Annotated in this window: 21 protein-coding genes; 15 read left to right on the top strand and 6 right to left on the bottom strand. The window is 35.9% G+C overall.

Annotation, left to right across the window (positions count from 1 at the left end):
- The first annotated feature begins 2 nt into the window (after positions 1 to 2).
- Complete coding sequence (locus tag AC5SR4_RS13880; RefSeq protein ID WP_495356873.1) at positions 3 to 962, top strand: tetratricopeptide repeat protein; 960 nt, start codon at positions 3 to 5, stop codon at positions 960 to 962.
- A 58-nt stretch (positions 963 to 1,020) separates the two neighbouring features.
- On the opposite strand, the gene AC5SR4_RS13875 is transcribed toward AC5SR4_RS13880, so the two are convergent.
- Positions 1,021 to 2,556 carry a T9SS type A sorting domain-containing protein gene (locus AC5SR4_RS13875; RefSeq protein ID WP_495356872.1) on the bottom strand — a complete coding sequence of 512 codons (1,536 nt, stop codon included), beginning with the start codon at positions 2,554 to 2,556 and terminating at the stop codon, positions 1,021 to 1,023.
- Positions 2,557 to 2,812: 256 nt separating this feature from the next.
- Positions 2,813 to 4,213 carry a dihydrolipoyl dehydrogenase gene (gene lpdA, locus AC5SR4_RS13870; RefSeq protein ID WP_495356871.1) on the bottom strand — a complete coding sequence of 467 codons (1,401 nt, stop codon included), beginning with the start codon at positions 4,211 to 4,213 and terminating at the stop codon, positions 2,813 to 2,815.
- Positions 4,214 to 4,476: 263 nt separating this feature from the next.
- Between lpdA and AC5SR4_RS13865 the strand changes: the two genes are divergently transcribed.
- The 3 genes from AC5SR4_RS13865 (at position 4,477) to AC5SR4_RS13855 (ending at position 5,910) form a co-directional block, all read left to right on the top strand.
- Positions 4,477 to 4,686 (top strand): dodecin, encoded by a 210-nt coding sequence (locus tag AC5SR4_RS13865; RefSeq protein ID WP_495356870.1) that lies wholly within the window; start codon positions 4,477 to 4,479, stop codon positions 4,684 to 4,686.
- Positions 4,687 to 4,840: 154 nt separating this feature from the next.
- On the top strand, positions 4,841 to 5,299 hold the full coding sequence (gene smpB / locus AC5SR4_RS13860) for an SsrA-binding protein SmpB (RefSeq protein WP_495356869.1): 459 nt from the start codon (positions 4,841 to 4,843) through the stop codon (positions 5,297 to 5,299).
- A 68-nt stretch (positions 5,300 to 5,367) separates the two neighbouring features.
- On the top strand, positions 5,368 to 5,910 hold the full coding sequence (locus tag AC5SR4_RS13855; RefSeq protein WP_495356868.1) for a hypothetical protein: 543 nt from the start codon (positions 5,368 to 5,370) through the stop codon (positions 5,908 to 5,910).
- Positions 5,911 to 5,943: 33 nt separating this feature from the next.
- Here the strand turns inward: AC5SR4_RS13855 and AC5SR4_RS13850 are convergent, their stop codons facing one another.
- Positions 5,944 to 6,585, bottom strand: a complete 642-nt coding sequence (locus AC5SR4_RS13850; protein WP_495356867.1) for a protein-L-isoaspartate(D-aspartate) O-methyltransferase — start codon at positions 6,583 to 6,585, stop codon at positions 5,944 to 5,946.
- Positions 6,586 to 6,744: 159 nt separating this feature from the next.
- On the opposite strand from AC5SR4_RS13850, the gene AC5SR4_RS13845 reads away from it, so the two are divergent.
- The 9 genes from AC5SR4_RS13845 (at position 6,745) to miaA (ending at position 16,304) form a co-directional block, all read left to right on the top strand.
- Positions 6,745 to 7,710, top strand: a complete 966-nt coding sequence (locus AC5SR4_RS13845) for a Gfo/Idh/MocA family protein (RefSeq protein WP_495356866.1) — start codon at positions 6,745 to 6,747, stop codon at positions 7,708 to 7,710.
- A 71-nt stretch (positions 7,711 to 7,781) separates the two neighbouring features.
- Positions 7,782 to 8,669 carry a 3-hydroxyacyl-CoA dehydrogenase family protein gene (locus AC5SR4_RS13840; RefSeq protein WP_495356865.1) on the top strand — a complete coding sequence of 296 codons (888 nt, stop codon included), beginning with the start codon at positions 7,782 to 7,784 and terminating at the stop codon, positions 8,667 to 8,669.
- A 57-nt stretch (positions 8,670 to 8,726) separates the two neighbouring features.
- Positions 8,727 to 9,965 (top strand): DUF1015 domain-containing protein, encoded by a 1,239-nt coding sequence (locus AC5SR4_RS13835; RefSeq protein ID WP_495356864.1) that lies wholly within the window; start codon positions 8,727 to 8,729, stop codon positions 9,963 to 9,965.
- Positions 9,966 to 10,029: 64 nt separating this feature from the next.
- Positions 10,030 to 10,695, top strand: coding sequence for a YggS family pyridoxal phosphate-dependent enzyme (locus AC5SR4_RS13830; RefSeq protein WP_495356863.1), 666 nt, complete (start codon positions 10,030 to 10,032; stop codon positions 10,693 to 10,695).
- A 77-nt stretch (positions 10,696 to 10,772) separates the two neighbouring features.
- Complete coding sequence (locus AC5SR4_RS13825; RefSeq protein WP_495356862.1) at positions 10,773 to 11,141, top strand: four helix bundle protein; 369 nt, start codon at positions 10,773 to 10,775, stop codon at positions 11,139 to 11,141.
- Positions 11,142 to 11,186: 45 nt separating this feature from the next.
- Positions 11,187 to 12,560, top strand: coding sequence for an exonuclease domain-containing protein (locus tag AC5SR4_RS13820; RefSeq protein ID WP_495356861.1), 1,374 nt, complete (start codon positions 11,187 to 11,189; stop codon positions 12,558 to 12,560).
- Positions 12,557 to 14,521, top strand: coding sequence for a DUF3858 domain-containing protein (locus AC5SR4_RS13815; protein WP_495356860.1), 1,965 nt, complete (start codon positions 12,557 to 12,559; stop codon positions 14,519 to 14,521). The genes AC5SR4_RS13820 and AC5SR4_RS13815 overlap by 4 nt, the downstream gene beginning before the upstream one ends.
- 27 nt (positions 14,522 to 14,548) lie before the next feature.
- On the top strand, positions 14,549 to 15,400 hold the full coding sequence (locus tag AC5SR4_RS13810; RefSeq protein ID WP_495356859.1) for an ion transporter: 852 nt from the start codon (positions 14,549 to 14,551) through the stop codon (positions 15,398 to 15,400).
- The gene (gene miaA / locus AC5SR4_RS13805; RefSeq protein ID WP_495356858.1) at positions 15,393 to 16,304 is read left to right on the top strand and encodes a tRNA (adenosine(37)-N6)-dimethylallyltransferase MiaA; all 912 of its coding nucleotides are present in this window, start codon (positions 15,393 to 15,395) and stop codon (positions 16,302 to 16,304) included. The genes AC5SR4_RS13810 and miaA overlap by 8 nt, the downstream gene beginning before the upstream one ends.
- 13 nt (positions 16,305 to 16,317) lie before the next feature.
- On the opposite strand, the gene AC5SR4_RS13800 is transcribed toward miaA, so the two are convergent.
- From AC5SR4_RS13800 to AC5SR4_RS13790, 3 genes are read right to left on the bottom strand one after another with little or no spacing between them, the layout of a single operon-like run.
- A complete protein-coding gene (locus tag AC5SR4_RS13800) occupies positions 16,318 to 17,778 on the bottom strand; it encodes a hypothetical protein (protein ID WP_495356857.1) in 1,461 nt (486 codons plus the stop codon).
- A 12-nt stretch (positions 17,779 to 17,790) separates the two neighbouring features.
- Positions 17,791 to 18,372 (bottom strand): hypothetical protein, encoded by a 582-nt coding sequence (locus tag AC5SR4_RS13795; protein WP_495356856.1) that lies wholly within the window; start codon positions 18,370 to 18,372, stop codon positions 17,791 to 17,793.
- Complete coding sequence (locus tag AC5SR4_RS13790; RefSeq protein ID WP_495356855.1) at positions 18,356 to 18,907, bottom strand: RNA polymerase sigma factor; 552 nt, start codon at positions 18,905 to 18,907, stop codon at positions 18,356 to 18,358. Before AC5SR4_RS13790 ends, AC5SR4_RS13795 begins: the two co-directional genes overlap by 17 nt.
- Positions 18,908 to 19,081: 174 nt before the next feature.
- Between AC5SR4_RS13790 and AC5SR4_RS13785 the strand changes: the two genes are divergently transcribed.
- Both AC5SR4_RS13785 and meaB read left to right on the top strand, forming a co-directional pair.
- Complete coding sequence (locus tag AC5SR4_RS13785) at positions 19,082 to 19,636, top strand: DUF2911 domain-containing protein (RefSeq protein ID WP_495356854.1); 555 nt, start codon at positions 19,082 to 19,084, stop codon at positions 19,634 to 19,636.
- Between the two features lie 75 nt (positions 19,637 to 19,711).
- Complete coding sequence (meaB, locus tag AC5SR4_RS13780) at positions 19,712 to 20,797, top strand: methylmalonyl Co-A mutase-associated GTPase MeaB (protein ID WP_495356853.1); 1,086 nt, start codon at positions 19,712 to 19,714, stop codon at positions 20,795 to 20,797.
- Positions 20,798 to 20,822 lie beyond the last annotated feature (25 nt).

The following is a 20,822-nucleotide window of genomic DNA, read 5'->3' as shown; positions in this document are numbered from 1 at the left end:
CAGTGGAGGCTTCTAAAACGCCAGAGCGCTCCAATGCCTCTGCCAAAGTATTTGATGATGGTTTGGTTTCGGGCTCTGGCCACTTATTGCACATGCCATCGCATACGTATATTAGAACGGGCGAATACCATAAAGGCACCCTGTCTAACATTGCCGCTGTAAAAGCCGATAGTGCCTATGTAACGGCCTGCCATGCGCAAGGGGCGTATCCGTTGGGGTATTATCCGCATAACTACCACTTTATGGCTGCTACGGCTACTTTAGAGGGCAATAGCCATTGGGCCATGGTTGGCGCCAATAAGGTATCTAAACATGTACACCCCGATATTATGAAACAACCTGGCTGGGGTACTTTACAGCATTACTACACCATCCCCTATTATGTGGCTGTTAAGCTAAAACAATGGGATACAATTCTAAGCATGAAAATGGAAACTTACGATTTAAACTATCCCAAAGCCATTAAGCATTATGCTGAAGGTATGGCGTACTTGGGCATGGGGTATGTTGATAAGGCCAAAAGTGAATTACAGGCGCTAACGGTACTAACGTATGACGATAGCTTAAAGGATATTACCATTTGGGATATTAATTCGGTTCACGCCCTGGTACTTATTGCCGAGAAGGTGTTGGAAGCCGAAATATTGGCCCATGAGGGCAACTATAAGGACAGTATTGCTTTATTGGAAGAGGCTGTTGTTATGGAAGATGCACTGAATTACAACGAACCGCCAGATTGGTTCTTTTCTATACGCCACCACTTAGGTGCTGTGCAAATTAAGGCAAAACAGTATAGAGAAGCCATTAAAACCTATAAAGCCGATTTGGAACATTTCCCAAAAAACGGCTGGGCACACCACGGCTTAAAGCAAGCCTATGCAGCGCTTAATGACAACCAGAATGTTAAAAAAATGGAAGCCCTAATTGCTGAAAGCTGGGCACATGCCGATATTGAGCTTTAATAATATATTTAGGAACTGCCTAAATAGATGTGCTTTTTAGACAGTTCCTAATTTAAACTTAGTTTCTTATTACTTTTTTGGTTGCACTCCCCTGTTCGGTTTCTACTTTAAAGAAATAAAGCCCCTTAGACAAGTTGCCTAAATCTATTATGTTATTACCAGTAACCAATTGGCCGATCATAACTTTTTTACCAATAATGTTAACTACGTTATAGCGGGCCTCGGTTTTTAAATGCACATTTAAATAACTGTAAGTAGGATTGGGATAAATGGCTATGTGGTATTTAGCAAAAATATCTACAGCCAAACCAGGGCAACTTGTACTATAACTGGCTCCAGAGGGCTTAGTCCAATTGGTTGTATTTACTGGGGGTGCTTCATCTACTTGGATACAATCGAGATCTGGATTGGTATCGGCATAAAAATAATCTAAGATATCATTACTGTTGTTGTTTGCATTTAAATAGGTTAGCTGGTTATCGTTACACCAAAACCGTTCTAAACTGGGCAGCATACTAACATCTATACTGGTAAAATTATTAATCCCGATATCTAAACGTTGCAGGGCGGTATTATTAGTAAAATCTAAAGTAGCCAATTCGTTACAACAGGCCCATAATTGGGTTAAGGATGTGGTATTGGGCAATAATAGCGAGGCTATATCATTACAACAACAATCTAAATACTCCAAGCCAGAAAGCCCTTGGGCATCCAAGGCTGTTAAACTGTTGGTCCAACACCTTAACTCGGTAAGCGTAGCTGTTGTGGGTAAGGTTAATTCTGTAAGTGAGTTCCTGTCGCAATCTACACGCTCTAATAAAACGTTTGTAGATAAATTTAGTGTTCCTGTTAAGCCCGCCAAGGTACAGAACAATCTGGTTAGCTTGGTATTATTGGTAAGGTTGATACTTGAAATGGCGTTTTGGGTAAAATTCAAATAATCTAAATTGGGTAGGCCACTAACATCTAAAGCGGTTAATGAATTAAAATCGCACTTAACCCAAGTAAGCGAAGTTGATGATGCAGGTAGCAACAAGGTTTGTATATTGTTACCGTGACATTGAAAATGGGTCATGGCTGTATTACTTGAAACATCTAGGGTGTTGATGATGTTATTACTATAACACCAAAAAAGTTCTAAACCTGTATTATTGGAAACATCAATACTTGTTAAATCATTGCTATAGCACCTTAAGTCCCTTAATAAATTACTGTTTGGCAGGGTAAGCGATGACATACCGTTACTACTGCAATTTACTTCATCCAGTTGTGTGTTGCTAGATAAATCTAAAACATCAATATCGTTACCGGCGCACACTAACCTGGTTAATGATGTAAAAGCCTCAATACCAGTTAAATCTGTCACCCCTAATCCAGACCCAAAAGCTAGGTTAGTGATACCGCTAATATCGGCCGTAAGTACTTGTCCGTCGGTAGTACCACCTTCGCTATCAATATTTTGGTCTATAAGTATCTGTTCAAAATTAGCATCTGGAATACAGGTGTAATTGGCGGGAGGTGTTCCCCCTGGGCATTGGGCAAAAACTGTTGTGTATGAAACAATGAGGGCTGTTAGTAGTAGTGCTTTTTTCATAAGATGTTATTTTAAGGATTAATAAAATAACATAACACGTATAGATAAAGTTTAAGAACCTACGAGAATAAATACTTGGTGTACGGATTTGAGAACTACGCTATTAAAAGTTCTACACAGCAATTTGTTGAAGCTTAAATGTAATAAAACTTTTTTTAAACTACAACATAACACACTAATTGTTAACACTTTAATAAAGCATAAGGCCTCATTTAAAATTAAATGAGGCCTTTTATGTAATGATTTATTTCTAAAACTAAATATGCAACGCCCTATCCTCGGTAGCAGCTAAGGCCGCTTCTTTAATCGCTTCGGTAAATGTTGGATGCGCATGCGACATACGCGAAACATCTTCAGCCGAGGCTCTAAATTCCATAGCAACAACGGCTTCGGCAATCATATCGGCGGCACGGGCACCAATCATGTGTACTCCTAAAATTTCGTCGGTGTCTTTATCGGCCAATATTTTTACAAAACCGTCTATATCCATACTCGCTCTACTTCTACCTAAAGCACGCATTGGGAATTGTCCCGATTTGTATGCCACACCTGCTTCTTTTAACTGCTCTTCGGTTTTACCTACGGCAGCAACTTCTGGCCAGGTATAAACCACACCTGGAATTAAGTTATAATCGATATGCGGTTTTTGTCCGGCTAAGGTTTCGGCCACAAACACCCCTTCTTCTTCTGCTTTATGGGCCAGCATGGCACCTTTTACCACATCGCCAATAGCATAGATGTTTGATACACTGGTTTGCAAATGGTCGTTAACTTCTATTTGCCCCCTATCGGTTATTTTAACGCCTGCTGCTTCGGCATTTAAGCCATCGGTATATGGGCGACGCCCAACTGATACTAAACAATAATCGCCCTTAAGCACAACTTCTTCGCCTTTCTTGTTATCGGCCTTTACAATAACGGTATCGCCATCACGTTCTACAGATTTTACTTTGTGCGATATATTGATATTGAATTTCTGTTTCTTTAATACTTTGTTCAGTTCTTTGGAAAGTCCGGAATCCATAGTTGGAATAATGCGATCCATATATTCTACCACAGATACTTCGGCACCCAGTCGTTTGTAAACCTGGCCTAGCTCTAAACCAATAACACCACCACCAATAACAATTAAATGCTTGGGTATTTCTTTAAGTTTTAAAGCCTCTGTAGATGTTATAATACGCTCTTTATCAATATCTATGAATGGTAAACTTGAAGGTTTACTTCCAGTTGCAATAATTGTGTTCTTGGCTTCAATTTCGGTGGTTTCTTCTCCAGAAATTGTAATATGTGTGGCGTCTTTAAAACTTCCTAAGCCTTCGTAAACGTCTATCTTATTTTTCTTCATTAAAAAGTCAATACCCCCTGTGGTTTGGTCTACAACAGCTTGTTTACGGGCAATCATTTTTTCTAAATTCACTTTAATAGCTCCGGGAATATCAATACCGTGCTCTTCAAAATGCTTAACGGCATCTTCATAATGGTGTGAGGAGTCCAATAGGGCTTTACTTGGTATACACCCTACATTTAAACAGGTACCTCCCAGTGTACTGTATTTTTCTATTATGGCAGTTTTCATGCCTAACTGTGCACAGCGTATGGCCGCTACATATCCTCCAGGTCCAGAGCCTATAACGGCTACATCGTATGAATTCATATTATATTGTTGAAATGTTGTTATAAATAGAACATCAAAAATACGAATGTTTTATTGTAAGGCAATAAAAAATAAAGCATTATAAAAGAATTTATAATTTCTGTAATAATAGGGGTAAATATTTACTAAAAATGATTTGAACACTTCTTTTTATAGCATTTAACGCATAAAAAATACGTATAAATTAAGTACTAATACTTATAAAATACCTTGTTTCCTATATATTTTGTATCTTATAATGGTATTGTTTAATACCTTTTATTATGGACGCACATATTTATAAAAAAATTGAGATTGTTGGCACATCGCCTATATCTAGTGACGATGCTGTACAAAACGCACTAAAAAAAGCAGCTAAATCCATTCACCATTTAAGATGGTTTGAAGTTGTTGAAACACGGGGCAATATTGAAGATGGCCAAGTAGCCATGTGGCAAGTAACCCTAAAAGTGGGCTTTACTATGAGTCAGTAATCTTTTAAAACCATTACTCCCCTTAAGAAAACAAAGCAAGACTTGCTTTGAGGCCTTTGTTATGCACCAACACAATATTTTACAAACCCGCCTTGGCACAAACACTACAAAATTAAAAATGCAAACTTCATAAATTTATGTAATTTTGTGCCCCATGCAAAAAAATATAAACATACAGAACAAAAAGGCACGCTTTCTCTATGAGATACTAGACAAGTACACAGCGGGCATTGTGCTTACTGGAACAGAAATAAAATCTATACGCAACAGTAAAGCCTCTATTGCAGAAAGCTTTTGTGAGTTTAATGATAAAGGAGAACTGTTTGTTGTTAATATGACCATTGAAGAATATGCTTTTGGAAATTATTACAACCATAAACCAAAGGCGGAACGAAAATTGTTACTAAACAAAAGAGAGTTAAAAAAACTGCTTAAAGAGGTGCAGAATACAGGACTTACCATTGTACCCTTGCGCTTGTTTATTAACGATAGGGGTTATGCCAAAATGGACATTGCACTGGCAAAGGGTAAAAAACTGTATGATAAGCGAGAAACCATAAAGGATCGTGACAATAAGCGGGATTTAGACCGAATTAAAAAAAACTACCGATAATTTAAGAAAGCATTAACGCTTGTACATTTGGTAAAGTTTTATTTTGTAACACAATTAAAATGTATTTAATGAGAAAGTTTTTAGTATTGGTGCTTATAACATGGTTGCCCCTAGCAACATATGCCCAAGAAAAAAAAGACCCCAAAAAGGATGTTAAAAAAGACTATTCGGCCCATGTACAATCTATTGATAGTGCTATAAAAGCCTTATATACTGTTATATCGGGCGAAAAGGGTGTTGAAAGGGACTGGGATTTGTTTAAGTTTTTATTTTACCCCAATGCAAAACTAATTGCAGCCGGAAAGAATAAAATGGGTGAAGTACAGGTACGTTATATGAACCCCAATGATTATATTAAAAGTTCGGGCAAATGGCTTGTTGAAAACGGATTTATTGAAAAGGAAATACACCGTACTATTAATTACTTTGGCCCCATGGCACAGGCTTTTAGTACTTACGAGTCCTACCACAGCAAAAATGATGAAAAACCTTTTATGCGGGGCATTAATAGCATTCAATTGTTTAACGACGGCGACCGCTGGTGGATTATTAATGTATATTGGGCACAAGAAACTAAAAAACACCCCATACCTAAACGGTACCAGCCTTAAGGTATTTAACAATTGTTTGAGACCAAAAGCGGCTTAATTCTTATCCTCTAGTAAAGGCACAAAACGAAACTCTCCAAACTCGTGCTGTTCAAATGCTTTAGTGTCTGTTCTAATAAACAGGGTCATGGTCTGTATATCATCCCCAATAGGAATAACCAACCTACCCCCTATTTTTAACTGCCCCAACAAGGGTTTGGGCACAAAAGGAGCGCCTGCGGTTACTATAATGCCATCAAAAGGTGCTTCATCTGGTAAGCCTTTATAGCCATCGCCAAAAACAAGCTTTTTGGCACGATAGCCCAATTGTGGCAAAAACTTGCTGGTTTTTTTAAAGAGCTCTTGTTGACGCTCAATACTATATACCCTAGCGCCTAACTCGCACAACACAGCTGTTTGGTAACCACTGCCTGTGCCTATTTCCAGTATTTTATCGTCCTTGTTAACTTGCAATAATTCCGTTTGAAAAGCCACGGTATAGGGTTGCGATATGGTTTGGTCTGCCGCAATGGGAAATGCCTTATCTTGATAGGCATGGTCTAAAAAACCAGAGTCCATAAACAAATGTCTTGGTATGTTACCAATGGCGTTTAGTACGGCTTTATTACTTATTCCTTTGCTTTTTAATACATTAACCAAATGCTGCCTTAATCCTTTATGCCTAAAAGTGTCTTTCAATTTCTGTGAAGTTTATCCGGATAAAATTAGTTAAACATTTTATAGCTTAAAAACAATTTAAGCATATTTTATTTTCTCTAAGTTTTAACTAAAAAATTCATGAAAAATAAGCAAATTCGTCTCTTAAATATCTTATTTTTGTTGAAAACGTAAAAAATTATGCTAAAAGCGGGTGTACTAGGTGCTGGCCACCTAGGTAAAATTCATTTAAAACTTCTCAAGCAATCTGAGAAATACAATTTAATAGGTTTTTATGATGCCGATGAGGCCAATGGCAAAAAAGTAGAAGCAGAATTTGGTTATAAATTTTTCAATTCTATTGATGCCCTTATTGATGCGGTAGATATGGTAGATATTGTAACGCCTACACTATCGCACTATGAATGTGCCAAACAAGCCATTGCTAAAGGAAAACATATTTTTATAGAAAAGCCCATAACCAACACTGTGGAAGAAGCCCAACATATCAGGGAGCTTTTAGCAGAACACAACCTAAGGGGCCAAGTGGGCCATGTAGAGCGCTTTAATCCTGCTTACTTGGCGGTTAAGGAGCATATTAATTCGCCAATGTTTATTGAATGCCATAGATTGGCAGAGTTTAATCCACGTGGTACTGATGTGCCTGTGGTTTTAGATTTAATGATCCATGATATTGACATTATTCTTAGCATTGTAAAATCTGAAATAAAAAACATAAGTGCCAGTGGTGTGGCTGTTATTAGTAGCTCGCCAGATATTGCCAATGCCCGCATTGAGTTTAAAAATGGCTGCGTTGCCAATTTAACGGCCAGTAGAATATCGCTTAAAAAAATGCGCAAGACACGCTTTTTCCAAAAAGACGCTTACATATCTGTAGACTTTCTTGAAAAGAAATGTGAAGTTGTAAAAATGAAGGATGCGCCTGAACACCCAGGAGATTTTGATATGGTACTACAAAATGCTGAAGGGGTTAAAAAACAAATTTATTTTGACAATCCCCATATAGAAAACAACAACTCTATTCTTGATGAGCTCGAATCTTTTGCCGAAGCCATTAACGAGAATAAAGCGCCTGTTGTAACACTGCATGATGGCACCGAGGCACTAAGGGTGGCAACCCAAATTATAGATTGCTTTAAAAGTTAAAAGTAAAATGTTAGAATTGATTGCTCTAACCTATAAACCTGTAAACTTAATAAAACCAATAAACTAAATACATGAAACACGTTGCAGTAATCGGCGCAGGCACTATGGGTAATGGCATTGCACATACCTTTGCGCAAAGCGGATTTAAAGTTCAACTTATAGATTTAAACGAATCCTCCCTTTCAAAAGGGTTAAATACCATTACTAAAAACCTTGACAGAATGGTTGCCAAGGAAACCATTACAGCGGTGCAAAAAGAAGCAACACTGGCCAATATAACTACTTTTACAAATGTTACAGATGGCGTAAAAATGGCAGACCTTGTTGTTGAAGCGGCTACCGAAAATGTTGATTTAAAGCTTAATATTTTTAAACAATTGGATGATGTATGCCAAGAGTCTGCAATTCTTGCAACCAATACCTCCTCTATATCCATTACGCAAATAGCAGCAGCTACAACAAGACCCGAGCAGGTTATTGGTATGCACTTTATGAACCCTGTACCTATTATGAGATTAGTTGAAATCATTAGGGGCTATAATACCAGTGATGCTGTTACTAACACTATTATGGAACTTTCTAAAACACTTGGCAAGGTCCCTGTAGAAGTAAATGACTACCCTGGGTTTGTTGCCAACAGAATATTAATGCCCATGATTAATGAGTCTATTGAAACCCTATACAATCATGTAGCTGGTGTAAGTGAAATAGATACGGTTATGAAATTAGGAATGGCACACCCCATGGGCCCCTTACAGTTAGCTGATTTTATCGGGCTAGATGTTTGTCTATCCATTTTAAACGTTATGTACGATGGCTTTAAAAACCCTAAGTATGCGCCTTGTCCGTTATTGGTAAACATGGTTCGTGCGGGTAAACTAGGCGTTAAATCTGGTGAGGGTTTTTATGACTATTCCGAAAGCAAAAAGGCAGAGAAGGTCTCTAAACAGTTTGTATAATCCCAGTAAAAAGGTTAAAGACCTCACTTAATCTTTTTTCTAAACTTTCATGAAAGCATGGCAATTGTATTACCCTTTAAAGCGGTTAGACCAACTAGAGATAAAGTAAGCCTGGTAGCATCGCGTTCCTACCAAAGTTACACGCAACCAGAATTGGAAGCACGCTTAAATTACAACCCCTTTTCTTTTCTTCATATTGTTAACCCCGGTTATAAGTATGAAAAGAAACTTCATGGTGAAGAACGCTATACATTGGTAAGAAACAGGTATATGGAGTTTAAGGAAGATGGCATTTTTACGCAAGACGCTACACCCAATTATTATATATACAAAATAGTAAACCGGGATGGGTATTCGTTTTCTGGCATTATTGCTGCGACCAGTGCAAACGATTATACAAAGGATATTATAAAAAAACACGAGGATACTATTGAATATCGTGAAAACATCTTTAAGGACTATTTAAAAATTGTGGGGTTTAATGCAGAACCCGTACTGCTAACCTATCCTGATAATGCCGTTATTGGCGATATTATTAAAAATACCCAAAAAAAAAGAGCAGAGTTTGAGTTTACTACCCATTTTAGGGACACCCATTATCTATGGATTTTAGACGACCCCAAACTTGTTGAGCGTATAAAGAACGAATTCAATAGTTTTGAAACTATTTATATAGCCGACGGGCACCATAGGTCGGCTTCCTCATGCCTACTGGCAGAGGAGTTAAAATCTGAAAATAGTGCACACACTGGCCTGGAGCCCTATAATTTCTTTATGAGTTACTTAATTCCTGAGTCGAGCTTAAGGATTCATGAGTTTAACAGACTGATAAAGGACCTGAATGGTTTGTCTAAAGAGGAATTTTTAATTCAACTGGATACGATGTACCGGATAGAAAATCGGGGCAATGAATTGTATAAACCCACAAAAAAACACCATTTTAGTATGTATTTAGATGGGGAGTTTTATTCACTATACCTACGCAAGGGCCTTTGTGAATTTAAAACCTCACTAGATGCTTTAGATACGCAGATTCTATACAAAACAATCTTAGAGCCTATTTTGGGTATTTCCGATTTACGCAACAATACACGCATAGAATACTCTCATGGAAAAAATGACCTGGTAACTATTAAAAGTAAGGTAGACAAAGGTGATTTTATGGTTGGCTTTGGTCTGGTCCCTATTACCATAGAAGAGATGAAAGCTATAGCAGACGATAACTTAACTATGCCTCCAAAAAGTACATTTATAGAACCTAAAATGCGTAGCGGGGTAACCATTTATGAATTTTAAAAGAGGTTTATTTGGTTATTTGTTTTGGGGTTTAGATATTTACAAGACCAGTAAAATTTAAACCATGTCTATACAAAAAAACCTTAACTACATAAAAGCAGCCTTACCTAAGGACGTTACCCTGGTAGCCGTTTCTAAAACAAAACCTGTAAGTGAATTAATGGAAGCTTATAACGCGGGGCAACGGGTATTTGGCGAAAACAAAATCCAGGAAATGGTAGCCAAGTATGAAACCATGCCAAAAGATGTTGAGTGGCACATGATTGGTCATGTACAGAGCAATAAGGTGAAATATATGGCACCATTTGTACGTTTAATTCATGGTGTTGATAATTTTAAACTGTTGAAGGAAATAAATAAGCAGGCTATAAAACATGATCGGGTGATTGATTGTTTACTGCAAATTAAAATTGCTTCAGAAGATTCAAAATTTGGCATGGCACCTAAGGAGGCCTCAAATATTATAACTTCTGATGGTTTCTCAGCATTAAAAAACATTAAAGTGGTTGGCGTTATGGGCATGGCAACATTTACTGATGATACCAACCAAATAAAAAAGGAATTTACATTATTAAAAACCGTTTTTAACGCGTTAAAACCGCTAGAAACTTTTAACTTTAAACCTAAAACCATTTCTATGGGCATGAGTAGCGATTATGAATTGGCCATAACTTGTGGCAGCAACATGGTGAGAATTGGAAGTAGCATTTTTGGAGAAAGAAATTATTAATTAACAACTAAAAATTAAAAACTAACAACTAACGGCTAACGGCTAACGGCTAACGGCAAACAGTATAAGTTAAGCTTATGAAATTTATGAGAGAATCTATACTAAAAAGTAAAAGTTATAATTTCGCTATATTAATTGTAAATACCTATAAAACGATCTGCACCGAACAAAAAGAGTTTACTTTATCCAAACAACTGTTAAAAAGTGGCACATCTATAGGCGCCAATATTAGAGAGGCCGAATTTGCTCAATCTAGTAAAGACTTTATTAGTAAAATGAGCATTGCTTTAAAAGAAGCCAACGAAACAGCGTATTGGTTTTTACTACTAAAGGATACTAATTTCTTAAACCCAAATCATTTTAATAACTTACACGCTTCTAATAAAGAACTTATTAAAATGCTAGTTTCAACAATTAAAACCATGAAATCTAAACCTAATGCTTAATAGTTTTTTGTTTTTAACTGTTAGCTTTTAACTTTTAACTGAAATTTGTACGCAATATTAGACATAGAAACTACTGGCGGTAAGTATAATGAGGAAGGCATAACAGAAATAGCTGTTTATAAATATGATGGCCATAAAGTGGTAGATCAATTTATAAGCCTTGTAAACCCAGAGCGTGATATACAACCTTTTGTGGTTAACCTTACTGGCATAAACAATAGCATGTTACGACACGCTCCCAAATTTTATGAGGTGGCAAAACGTATTGTTGAAATTACCGAAGACTGTATTTTAGTGGCCCACAATGCCCAATTTGATTACCGAATACTATGCACAGAATTCAGCCGTTTAGGTTTTGAGTTTGTTAGGCCGTCTCTTTGTACGGTTGAACTGGCCAAAGATTTAATCCCTGGGCAAGCCTCTTACAGTTTGGGCAAACTGGTTAGATCGTTGGGTATTCCTGTTACTGATAGGCATCGGGCTTCTGGAGATGCCCTAGCTACTGTAAAACTATTTAAAATGTTGTTGGATAAGGATGCCTCGAAAAGCATCATACAGCAGTCCATAAAACTAAATCCCAAATACCAATTAGAACCCAAGCATTTGGACATCATTGATAGCTTACCGGCTATTACTGGGGTTTATTATATACATAGGGAGAATGGAGATATTATCTATATTGGAAAAAGCAACAATATAAAAAAACGCATTAACCAACACTTTACCAGTACCAACCAAAAATCAAAGAAAATACAGGCTCTGGTACACTCGGTTACATACGAAGCCACAGGCAGTGAGTTGGTTGCTCTATTAAAAGAAAGTGAAGCTATAAAACGTATTAAACCTGTATACAACAGGGCATTGCGCCGTACCATTTTTACACATGCACTGTATAGTTTTAAGGACGAGGATGGCTATATAAATTTAAAAATTGATATTGCCGATGGTCGCAAAAAACCTATAACGACATTTAGTAACAGACAGAGTGGCAAAAGCTTTATGAATAAGGTTGTGGAAGAATATACGCTATGCCAAAAATTAGCTGGTTTGTATAAAACGAAAACCAGCTGTTTTAATTACGACATCAAGACCTGCTATGGTGCCTGCATTCAAAAAGAACCTTCAGAATTATACAATAAACGTGTTAGTGTACTTATAGAAAAGAATAGCTATGCCAATAAAAACATGGTAATTATAGATAAAGGCCGCGATATTGATGAGCGCAGTGCCATACTAATTGAAAATGGTGTTTTTAAAGGCATTGGCTTTTTCAACTTAAACTATCAAATAAACAATATAGAGGTTTTAGAATCTATTATAACACCCATGCAAAACAATAGAGATACCCAGCATATCATTCAAAGCTACTTAAGACGAAATAAGCGATTAAAAGTTATTACATTCAACCAAACCAAATGAAACATTACTTTCTTCTCATACTATTTATAGTATGCACCACTACTATCAAAGCACAAAACAGTGACACTGAAGCAAACTTTAGAGTTTCACTAGCCGATTTAAAAATGAGCTCTTACAGTAAAGACTCCACCGCAAATGCTCTAGTATTATATGAACATGGCAATAGTTATGTAGATGCACGTGATTATGATTTACGAACGCATGAAAAACATAAAGTAAAGATTTTTAATAAAGATGGCTTTAATAATGCCAACGTAACTATTTATTTATATAAAACTGATAATAACAGGTATGAAAAGGTTGAAAACATTACAGCTACAACCTATAACTTAATAGGAGAAGATGTTATAATCACCAAACTAGATGAAAACAATATTTACCGAGAAGAATATGATGAACACCATACCTTGGTTAAATTCACTTTACCCAATATAAAGGAAGGCTCTGTTATAGCCTACAGCTACGATTTAATATCACCCTATATGTTTAATTACAAAGGATGGAACTTTCAAGGTGATATTCCAAAACTATATAGTGAATACCGTGCCAGTATTCCTGGAAACTGGGAGTACAATATTAAATTAATAGGAGGAAAACAGCTTTTTATTAATGAAGCCAAAGTAAAGGAAGCTTGCTTAACAGGTGGCAATGGCGGTGTTGCAAATTGTTTAGAAACACAATATGCCATGAAAGACATTCCTGCTTTTATTGAAGAAGACTATATGACCAGTAGATCCAATTACTTGGCCAGAATTGAATACGAATTAAAAACCTTCATTCAATTTGATGGTAGAAAGAATGATTATACCAAAACCTGGGCGACTGTTGATAAAGAACTTAAAACCGATCGCGATATTGGCAAGCAACTCACAAAATCTGTTGAAGCTAATGAACTCCTTAGCAAAGCAATACTTGATGAAACAGACCCTCTAAAAAAGGCTAAAGCAGTTTACAAATATATACAAGACCATTATACTTGGAATGGTGATTACAAAATATTCAATGAAGTTTCAGTAAAAGATCTTATAAAGGATAAATCGGGTAATGTTTCGTCCATAAACATTTTATTGCACAACCTCTTGGAAGCTTGTAATATTGATGTTAAACCCGTATTACTGTCTACAAGAAATAATGGTTTTGCAACAAAAATATTTCCAGTTTTATCGGAGTTCAATTACCTAATTGTCCAAGCCAATATTAACAACAAAACTTATTTACTTGATGCCACTGACAAATATTTACACTTTGGCGATATACCGTTTAGGTGTTTAAACCAGTATGGCAGGGTCTTGGATTTTAAAAAAGGTAGTGAGTGGTTAGATATTGCCCCCACCAAACCATCTTCTGTACTATACAATGTACAATTAACCCTAGACCCTGAAAACCTTTTAACTGGAAAAATAGTTTCTAAAAGAACAGGTTATCATGCTTTAGGTTATAAAAAAGCCTATTACCCAAACCCTGATGCTTATATTGAAAAGCTTGACGCCAGAAACCATAATGTTGACATTTCCGATTATGAAGTGACTAGTGATGGGATGACCAGTAATGATTTTTCTGAAAGCTATACCGTAACATACCCCTCTGATGAAACGGGAGACAATATATACCTTAACCCTTTCTTTGTTAAATTTTTTAAAGAAAACCCTTTTAAACTACAAGAAAGAACCTATCCCATTGATTTTGGTTATAAAGACAATTACCTATATATGTACAAGTTAGATTTTGGTGACAATTATACGCTTTTGGAACACCCAAAGAATATTGTTATGGCCTTACCCAATAACGAAGGTTTACTTACTTTGTCTACCACCGTATTGGGAAATTCGGTTAGTATTGTGATGAAAATAAACTTTAAACAAGCTATATACCCACCTGAATTTTACCCCTACCTAAAGGAGTTTATGAGCAAGATTGTTGATGTACAAACCAATTCAATGATTCTACTTAAGAAAAAATAGCTTATCTTTTCTTAATTTTGAACTTAAATGAGCAACCAAACACAACCCAACTGGAAACAAAAACTTCATGAAATTATTTACGAGGCCGATACGCCTGCAGGTAAATTATTTGATATTGTTTTGTTGTTTGCTATTTTAGCAAGCATACTACTTGTAATGCTGGAAAGCATTACTAGTTTTGATAATCGGTACCATAATTTTCTTAACATTTCAGAATGGATTATTACTATTCTATTTAGTTTGGAATACATCGCCCGAATTATTAGTGTAAAAAAACCAATAAAATATATTTTTAGCTTTTATGGCATTATAGATTTCTTATCTACCGTTCCTAAATATATCTCGCTATTGGTTGGCGGGGTGCATGCCCTAGCTGCTTTACGTGCTTTACGTTTGTTACGGGTTTTCAGGATTTTAAAACTGGCCCGGTATTTAGGAGCTTCTAATAACTTGTTAAATGCCATTAAAGCTAGTAGGGCCAAAATATCGGTGTTTCTATTTGCAGTTATTATTGTTGCTATTATTCTTGGCACCATCATGTATCTAGTTGAAGGTGAGGAAAACGGCTTTACCAATATTCCTAAAAGTGTGTATTGGTGTATTGTAACGTTAACAACCGTTGGTTTTGGTGATATTGCTCCACAAACAGCTTTAGGGCAATTTATAGCCTCTTTGGTTATGATACTGGGTTATGGCATCATTGCAGTACCAACAGGTATTGTATCGGCGGAATATACCAACCAAACTAAAGACAAAAAAAGGCCAGAAGAAACTGGAATGCATCTTAATACACAAGCATGCGGAAATTGTACAGCTGAAAACCATAAAGACCATGCCGGGTTTTGCTATAATTGTGGCCATAAATTAAATCATGGATAAATTTTTAATTTCTATAGTTGGTCCTACTGCTATTGGAAAAACGGCTTTGAGCATTAAACTTGCCAAACATTTTAATACAGAGATTATTTCGGCAGACTCCCGACAGTTTTTTAAGGAAATGCAAATTGGTACAGCCGCACCGACTACAGAAGAATTGGCAGCTGCCAAGCACCACTTTATTCACCACAAATCCATTAAAGACGACTATAATGTAGGTGCCTTTGAAAAAGAGGCTCTAAATGGCATTAATACGTTATTTAAAAAACACGATGTTGTTATTATGGTTGGAGGTTCTGGCCTTTATGTTGATGCTATTATAAAAGGATTAGACGATTTTCCCGATGTTGATAAAACCATACGTACCCATTTAAACACTGCCTTAGAAAATGAAGGGCTCCCCTATTTACAAAACCAATTAAAACAATTAGACCCTGTGGCCTATGAGAGTATCGCTATAGATAACCCCCATCGTGTAATTCGTGCGTTGGAAATTTGCATAGGCACTGGTAAACCTTATTCATCATTTTTAAATAAGAAAAAATCTAGCAGAGCTTTTAATACCATTAGCATTGGATTAACTGCCGATAGACCTATTATCTACAACCGAATTAACCAACGTGTGGACATGATGATGCAACAGGGCTTGTTAGATGAAGTAAAATCATTACATGTCCATAAAGACCTTAATGCCTTAAATACTGTTGGATACAAAGAACTGTTTAATTATTTGGATGGTAAATGGACTCTGGATTTTGCAATATCTGAAATAAAAAAAAATTCCCGTCGATTTGCTAAAAGGCAATTAACTTGGTTTAAGAAGAATGAGGCTATTATATGGTTTGATTATTTAACAGATGCATCAATGATTATAGAAGCTTGTGAGGTGAAAATCAATGATAATTAAAGTTATAGTAGTACTATTCCATAATAACATTACTGTATTTGGCATTAACTATAATGCTTTTACCACTATCTAAATTTCCAGTAGAAAACGAAGCGTTGGTATTATTTGCAGCTTTTTTTGGGTGTTTAAGTATAGATCGATTGCCCGTATACTGCAAGTTGTAAGCAACCTTAGGAAGGTTTATGGTTGCATTACTATTTTCTAAACTAATATTTAAGTTATAAAACGTATCATCTATACCCATAACATTTAATTCACCAATAGTACCATTAATTATAGCATTACCATACAATTTTCCAATGGTAACATTAGAAGAGTTTGAAGTTAAAACCATCTGTTTTACCTGATCTATTCTAGCCTCTTTAACATACTTTAAATTAAGCTCTCCCAAGTTCCAATACACGATATGGATGGGCGAATAAGAAGCATTAATGGAAGTTGAACTTCCATTAATGCTGTTTGCTGTTAGTTTGGTATAAGACAGGTCTGCTTTCAAATTATCAACATTCGATGCAAATTCAATTTCACCATGCCTAACATTTACTTTTAACTTAGCGTTTTTAGGTATTTTGATCTTGATGGTCTTTTTTACATTAGAATTGTTTTTTTCATGCACCAGTTTTTCAATTAAAACCCGCCTTTTGTCAGCCAGTTTTTCGCGTTCTTTCATACGGTCTTCATGAATCTTTCTTTGGGTTTCATGGCGCTCAGCATGGCGTTCTTTCATAGCTTCGGCACGTTCTTTTTGATCTTCTAGCCTATCTTGGTGTTTTTCCATTTGCTTCTCAAAACGTTCTTCCCAAGCTTCCATTTGTGCAGCATATTTTTCGCTCCATTCTTTTTCAAACTTTTCACCCCAAGCGGCCATTCTTTCTTCATAATCTTTACCAAAAGTAGATTCTACCTTTTTAGAATACTCCTCTAAATATTTATCACCATCTTTTTTATAGGCCTCATAATCAAATTGTATCTTATTAATACCGTTTGGCAATTCTGGCAATTCTGGTAAATCGGGGATTTCAGTTATTGGTGGCATAGGAGGCATTACAAAGTCAAAATCAAAGTCCATTTCTGGCATGTCTGCGAGTTCAAACTTTAATTCTCTTAGCACAGCATGTACGGCATCATTTTCATCACCTGCAATGCGATGTGTCCACAAGTTATGGCCACTGCCCTTTGTAGTAATTGCTACATTATTTTTAGTAGCATCTACATTTATATCCCAAGCTTTTAACACTGCTTCAAGTTCTTCCTTACTTAATTTTTCACCTTCTATATAGGCTTCAATTTCAACAACATTTCTATTCCATGTATCGAATACAATATTGCTATAGCTTGTATTTAAATTGATAGTAACATCTTTATTAACGTCTATAGATTGTGAAACTTTTGTTAGCTTTTGCTGTGCACCCATGTGCCCAGCCATAAAAAAACTTAAAACAAATACTAGTTTGTTTATAATTGATCTGTTCATTTTTTGATTTTTTTAGATGGATTGTGTCACTTCCTCAACCTTACTGTCTTTAGAAGTGCTTAATGTTTTTAATTGTGCTTTTAAGCGATACAATAAGTTTAAACGAAACTTCAAATTGTCAATCAATGCATTAACCGTTAATTCACTAGGTCCAGATTCTGTGAGCTCTAATGATAAGCGCTTATATTCTTCATCAAGCTCATTTAATTGGTTTAAATAACCATCGAACAATTCTTTGGTTTCGGCAGTGGGTTTTATTTTTGACAGTTCTAAATTAATGCTCGCCAAATAATAGTCTTCCACTTTCTTCAACCCTGGAGACACATCTCCCAAAGTCTTAGTCTCAACTGTATTATTGGTTGTCGCAACATTAGTTACAGGTACTGCAGTGGGTTTAAAAAACTTAAACGCTCCAAAACCAAGTCCAAGAAGAACCACAATACTAGCAGCTATTTTTAACCAACTGTAATTCGATTTACTTTTAACAGGCAATGCTTTATCCAATTTCTCAATAAATCGTGCTTGATGATTTTCAGGCATCTTTTCATGCTTCGTCTGGTCGTCCTTAAACAACGCTCTAATATCTTGTGCCATTTTTTTTAAGTGTTAACAGTTCTTGTAATTTTGCTTTACCTCTAAATAAATTTGTGCGCGATGCCACTTCGGTAATATTCAATATTTCTGAAATTTCCTGATGATCATATCCTTCAATCAAGTACAGCATCACAACATACTGGTATTTATCAGGTAACTTATTAATTGCTTCTTTTACATCGTTTAATGTAATTGCATCGTCTACCAACCATTTGTCATCATATGAAGTATCTACAACTTTTAGGTGCACCTCCTCTAATTCAACAAGTTGTTGTTTTTTAGATTTCAAGAAGTCTATACTTTTATTAACGACAATACGTTTTAACCAGGCTCCAAAAGTAACTTCTGCCTTAAATTGATGTAATTTAGAAAAGGCCTTAATAAAAGCTTCCTGTACCACATCCTCGGCATCTTCAGCATCTTTCAAAAATCGTTTGGCAACAATATACATCCCGTCGCAGTACTGGTTGTATAACTGCAATTGTGCTTTCCGATTGTTTTGTTTACATTGCTCAATAATGTCAACCTGAAACATACTTGATTTTACTTTTGGTTTAAGTTAGTTCATTTATAAAGACGACTAAAAAAGTGCTGTGTTGCAAAAAAATATTTTTTTTACCTAAATAAAACAAAACTAAAGAAATGTACGTTTGCATTTTATTAATTATGACTTTTTAAAGTATCTTTATATCCGAAAAAAATTCAATTTATGAATACATTTTTAAAACGTGTTTTAATTCTACTATCCATTGTAGCAGTAGGGCTATTTTTATACTCCTTTTTTGTTGAAAATATTTTTGATAACCGCTTAAGCCCTAAAGATACTGTTGAATTTAAGCTAAACGATCTAAAACTGGAAGTTTTTTACAACAGGCCATATAAAAAAGGCCGAGAGATTTTTGGTGGCTTGGTACCCTATAACCAAGTGTGGCGTACTGGTGCCAATGAAGCTACCACTTTTGAAACCAACCAGCCCTTAGAGGTTAAAGGTATTCCGCTACCTGCTGGAAAGTATACATTATGGACCGTACCTAAGGATTCGGTTTGGACGGTAATCTTTAACTCTAAACAATACTCTTGGGGAGTTAACTCTGAAATGCAACCCATGTGGGACCCTAATTATGATGTTATTGACATTGAGGTTCCTGTGCATGACTTAGATACCATTGTAGAGCAGTTTACCATCGCTTTTGATAATTCTACAGATAATTTATTTCTAACTATGGCTTGGGACGATGTAAAAATTGCTGTACCGCTTAAATAACCACATTCATCCCTGTGCTTTCTGCTTCCTACTAAAAAATAAAATTGTAAATTGTAATAAAACAATCGTATTGTAGTGGCAAAAAATAAAGACTCAGCTTTACGGGAAAACAAAGGGGTTTCTAATGTGGAAACCACTAATGACAATTCTATTAAAAACATTAAAGAAAAACGCCATGCTGTACCAAATGCCGAAATGCTGGTAAAAGCCCTATTAAACAAAGATATTGTGGCTTTAAGCAGGGCCATTACCTTAGTAGAAAGCAATAACCCCACACATCTTAAAAAAGCCAATACCATATTAAAGGCATGTTTGCCCCATGCCAATAAATCCATTAGAATTGGTATTACAGGCGTACCGGGTGTTGGAAAAAGCACCTTTATAGAAACATTTGGTTCCTATTTAACTAGTATTGGAAAGCGTGTGGCAGTATTGGCCATAGATCCTAGTAGTTCGATAACTAAAGGTAGCATTTTGGGAGACAAAACTCGCATGGAAGCTTTGGTAAAAAACAAGAATGCATTTATTAGACCTTCTGCCACTGGAGAAACACTAGGAGGTGTAGCCAGAAAAACCAGAGAAACCATTACGTTATGTGAAGCTGCTGGATTTGATACAATTATTATTGAAACCGTGGGTGTAGGCCAAAGTGAAATAACAGTACATAGTATGGTTGATTTCTTTTTACTGCTGCAACTTACCGGTGCTGGTGATGAGCTGCAAGGCATTAAACGCGGCGTTATTGAAATGGCTGATGCCATAGCTATCAATAAAGCGGATGGTGATAATGTAAAAACTGCTAAATTAACCAAAACTGAGCTCACTAGAGCTTTACACTTATACCCTGTGAAGGCTTCGGGTTGGCAACCTAAAGTAACCACTTGTAGTGCCTTAAAAAATGAAGGTATTCATGATATTTGGAGTTTGATTGAAAACTATATAGAAACAACAACCCAAAATGGCTACTTTAACACCCATAGAAACGAACAAAATAAATTTTGGCTTACTGAAACTATTAAAGATACCTTAAAAACTACCTTTTTTAATAACCCTGTTATAAAAACAGCTCTAGAAGAACAATTAAAGCTTATTGAAACAAATAAAACAACACCCTTTGCAGCTGCTGATTATCTGTTAAACCTAGACACAAAAAATGCTTAGAACAATTTAAAACTAAGAGCTTCTA

The organism is Aestuariibaculum scopimerae (assembly GCF_059428085.1).
This window is presented reverse-complemented; position numbering and strand designations above follow the sequence as displayed.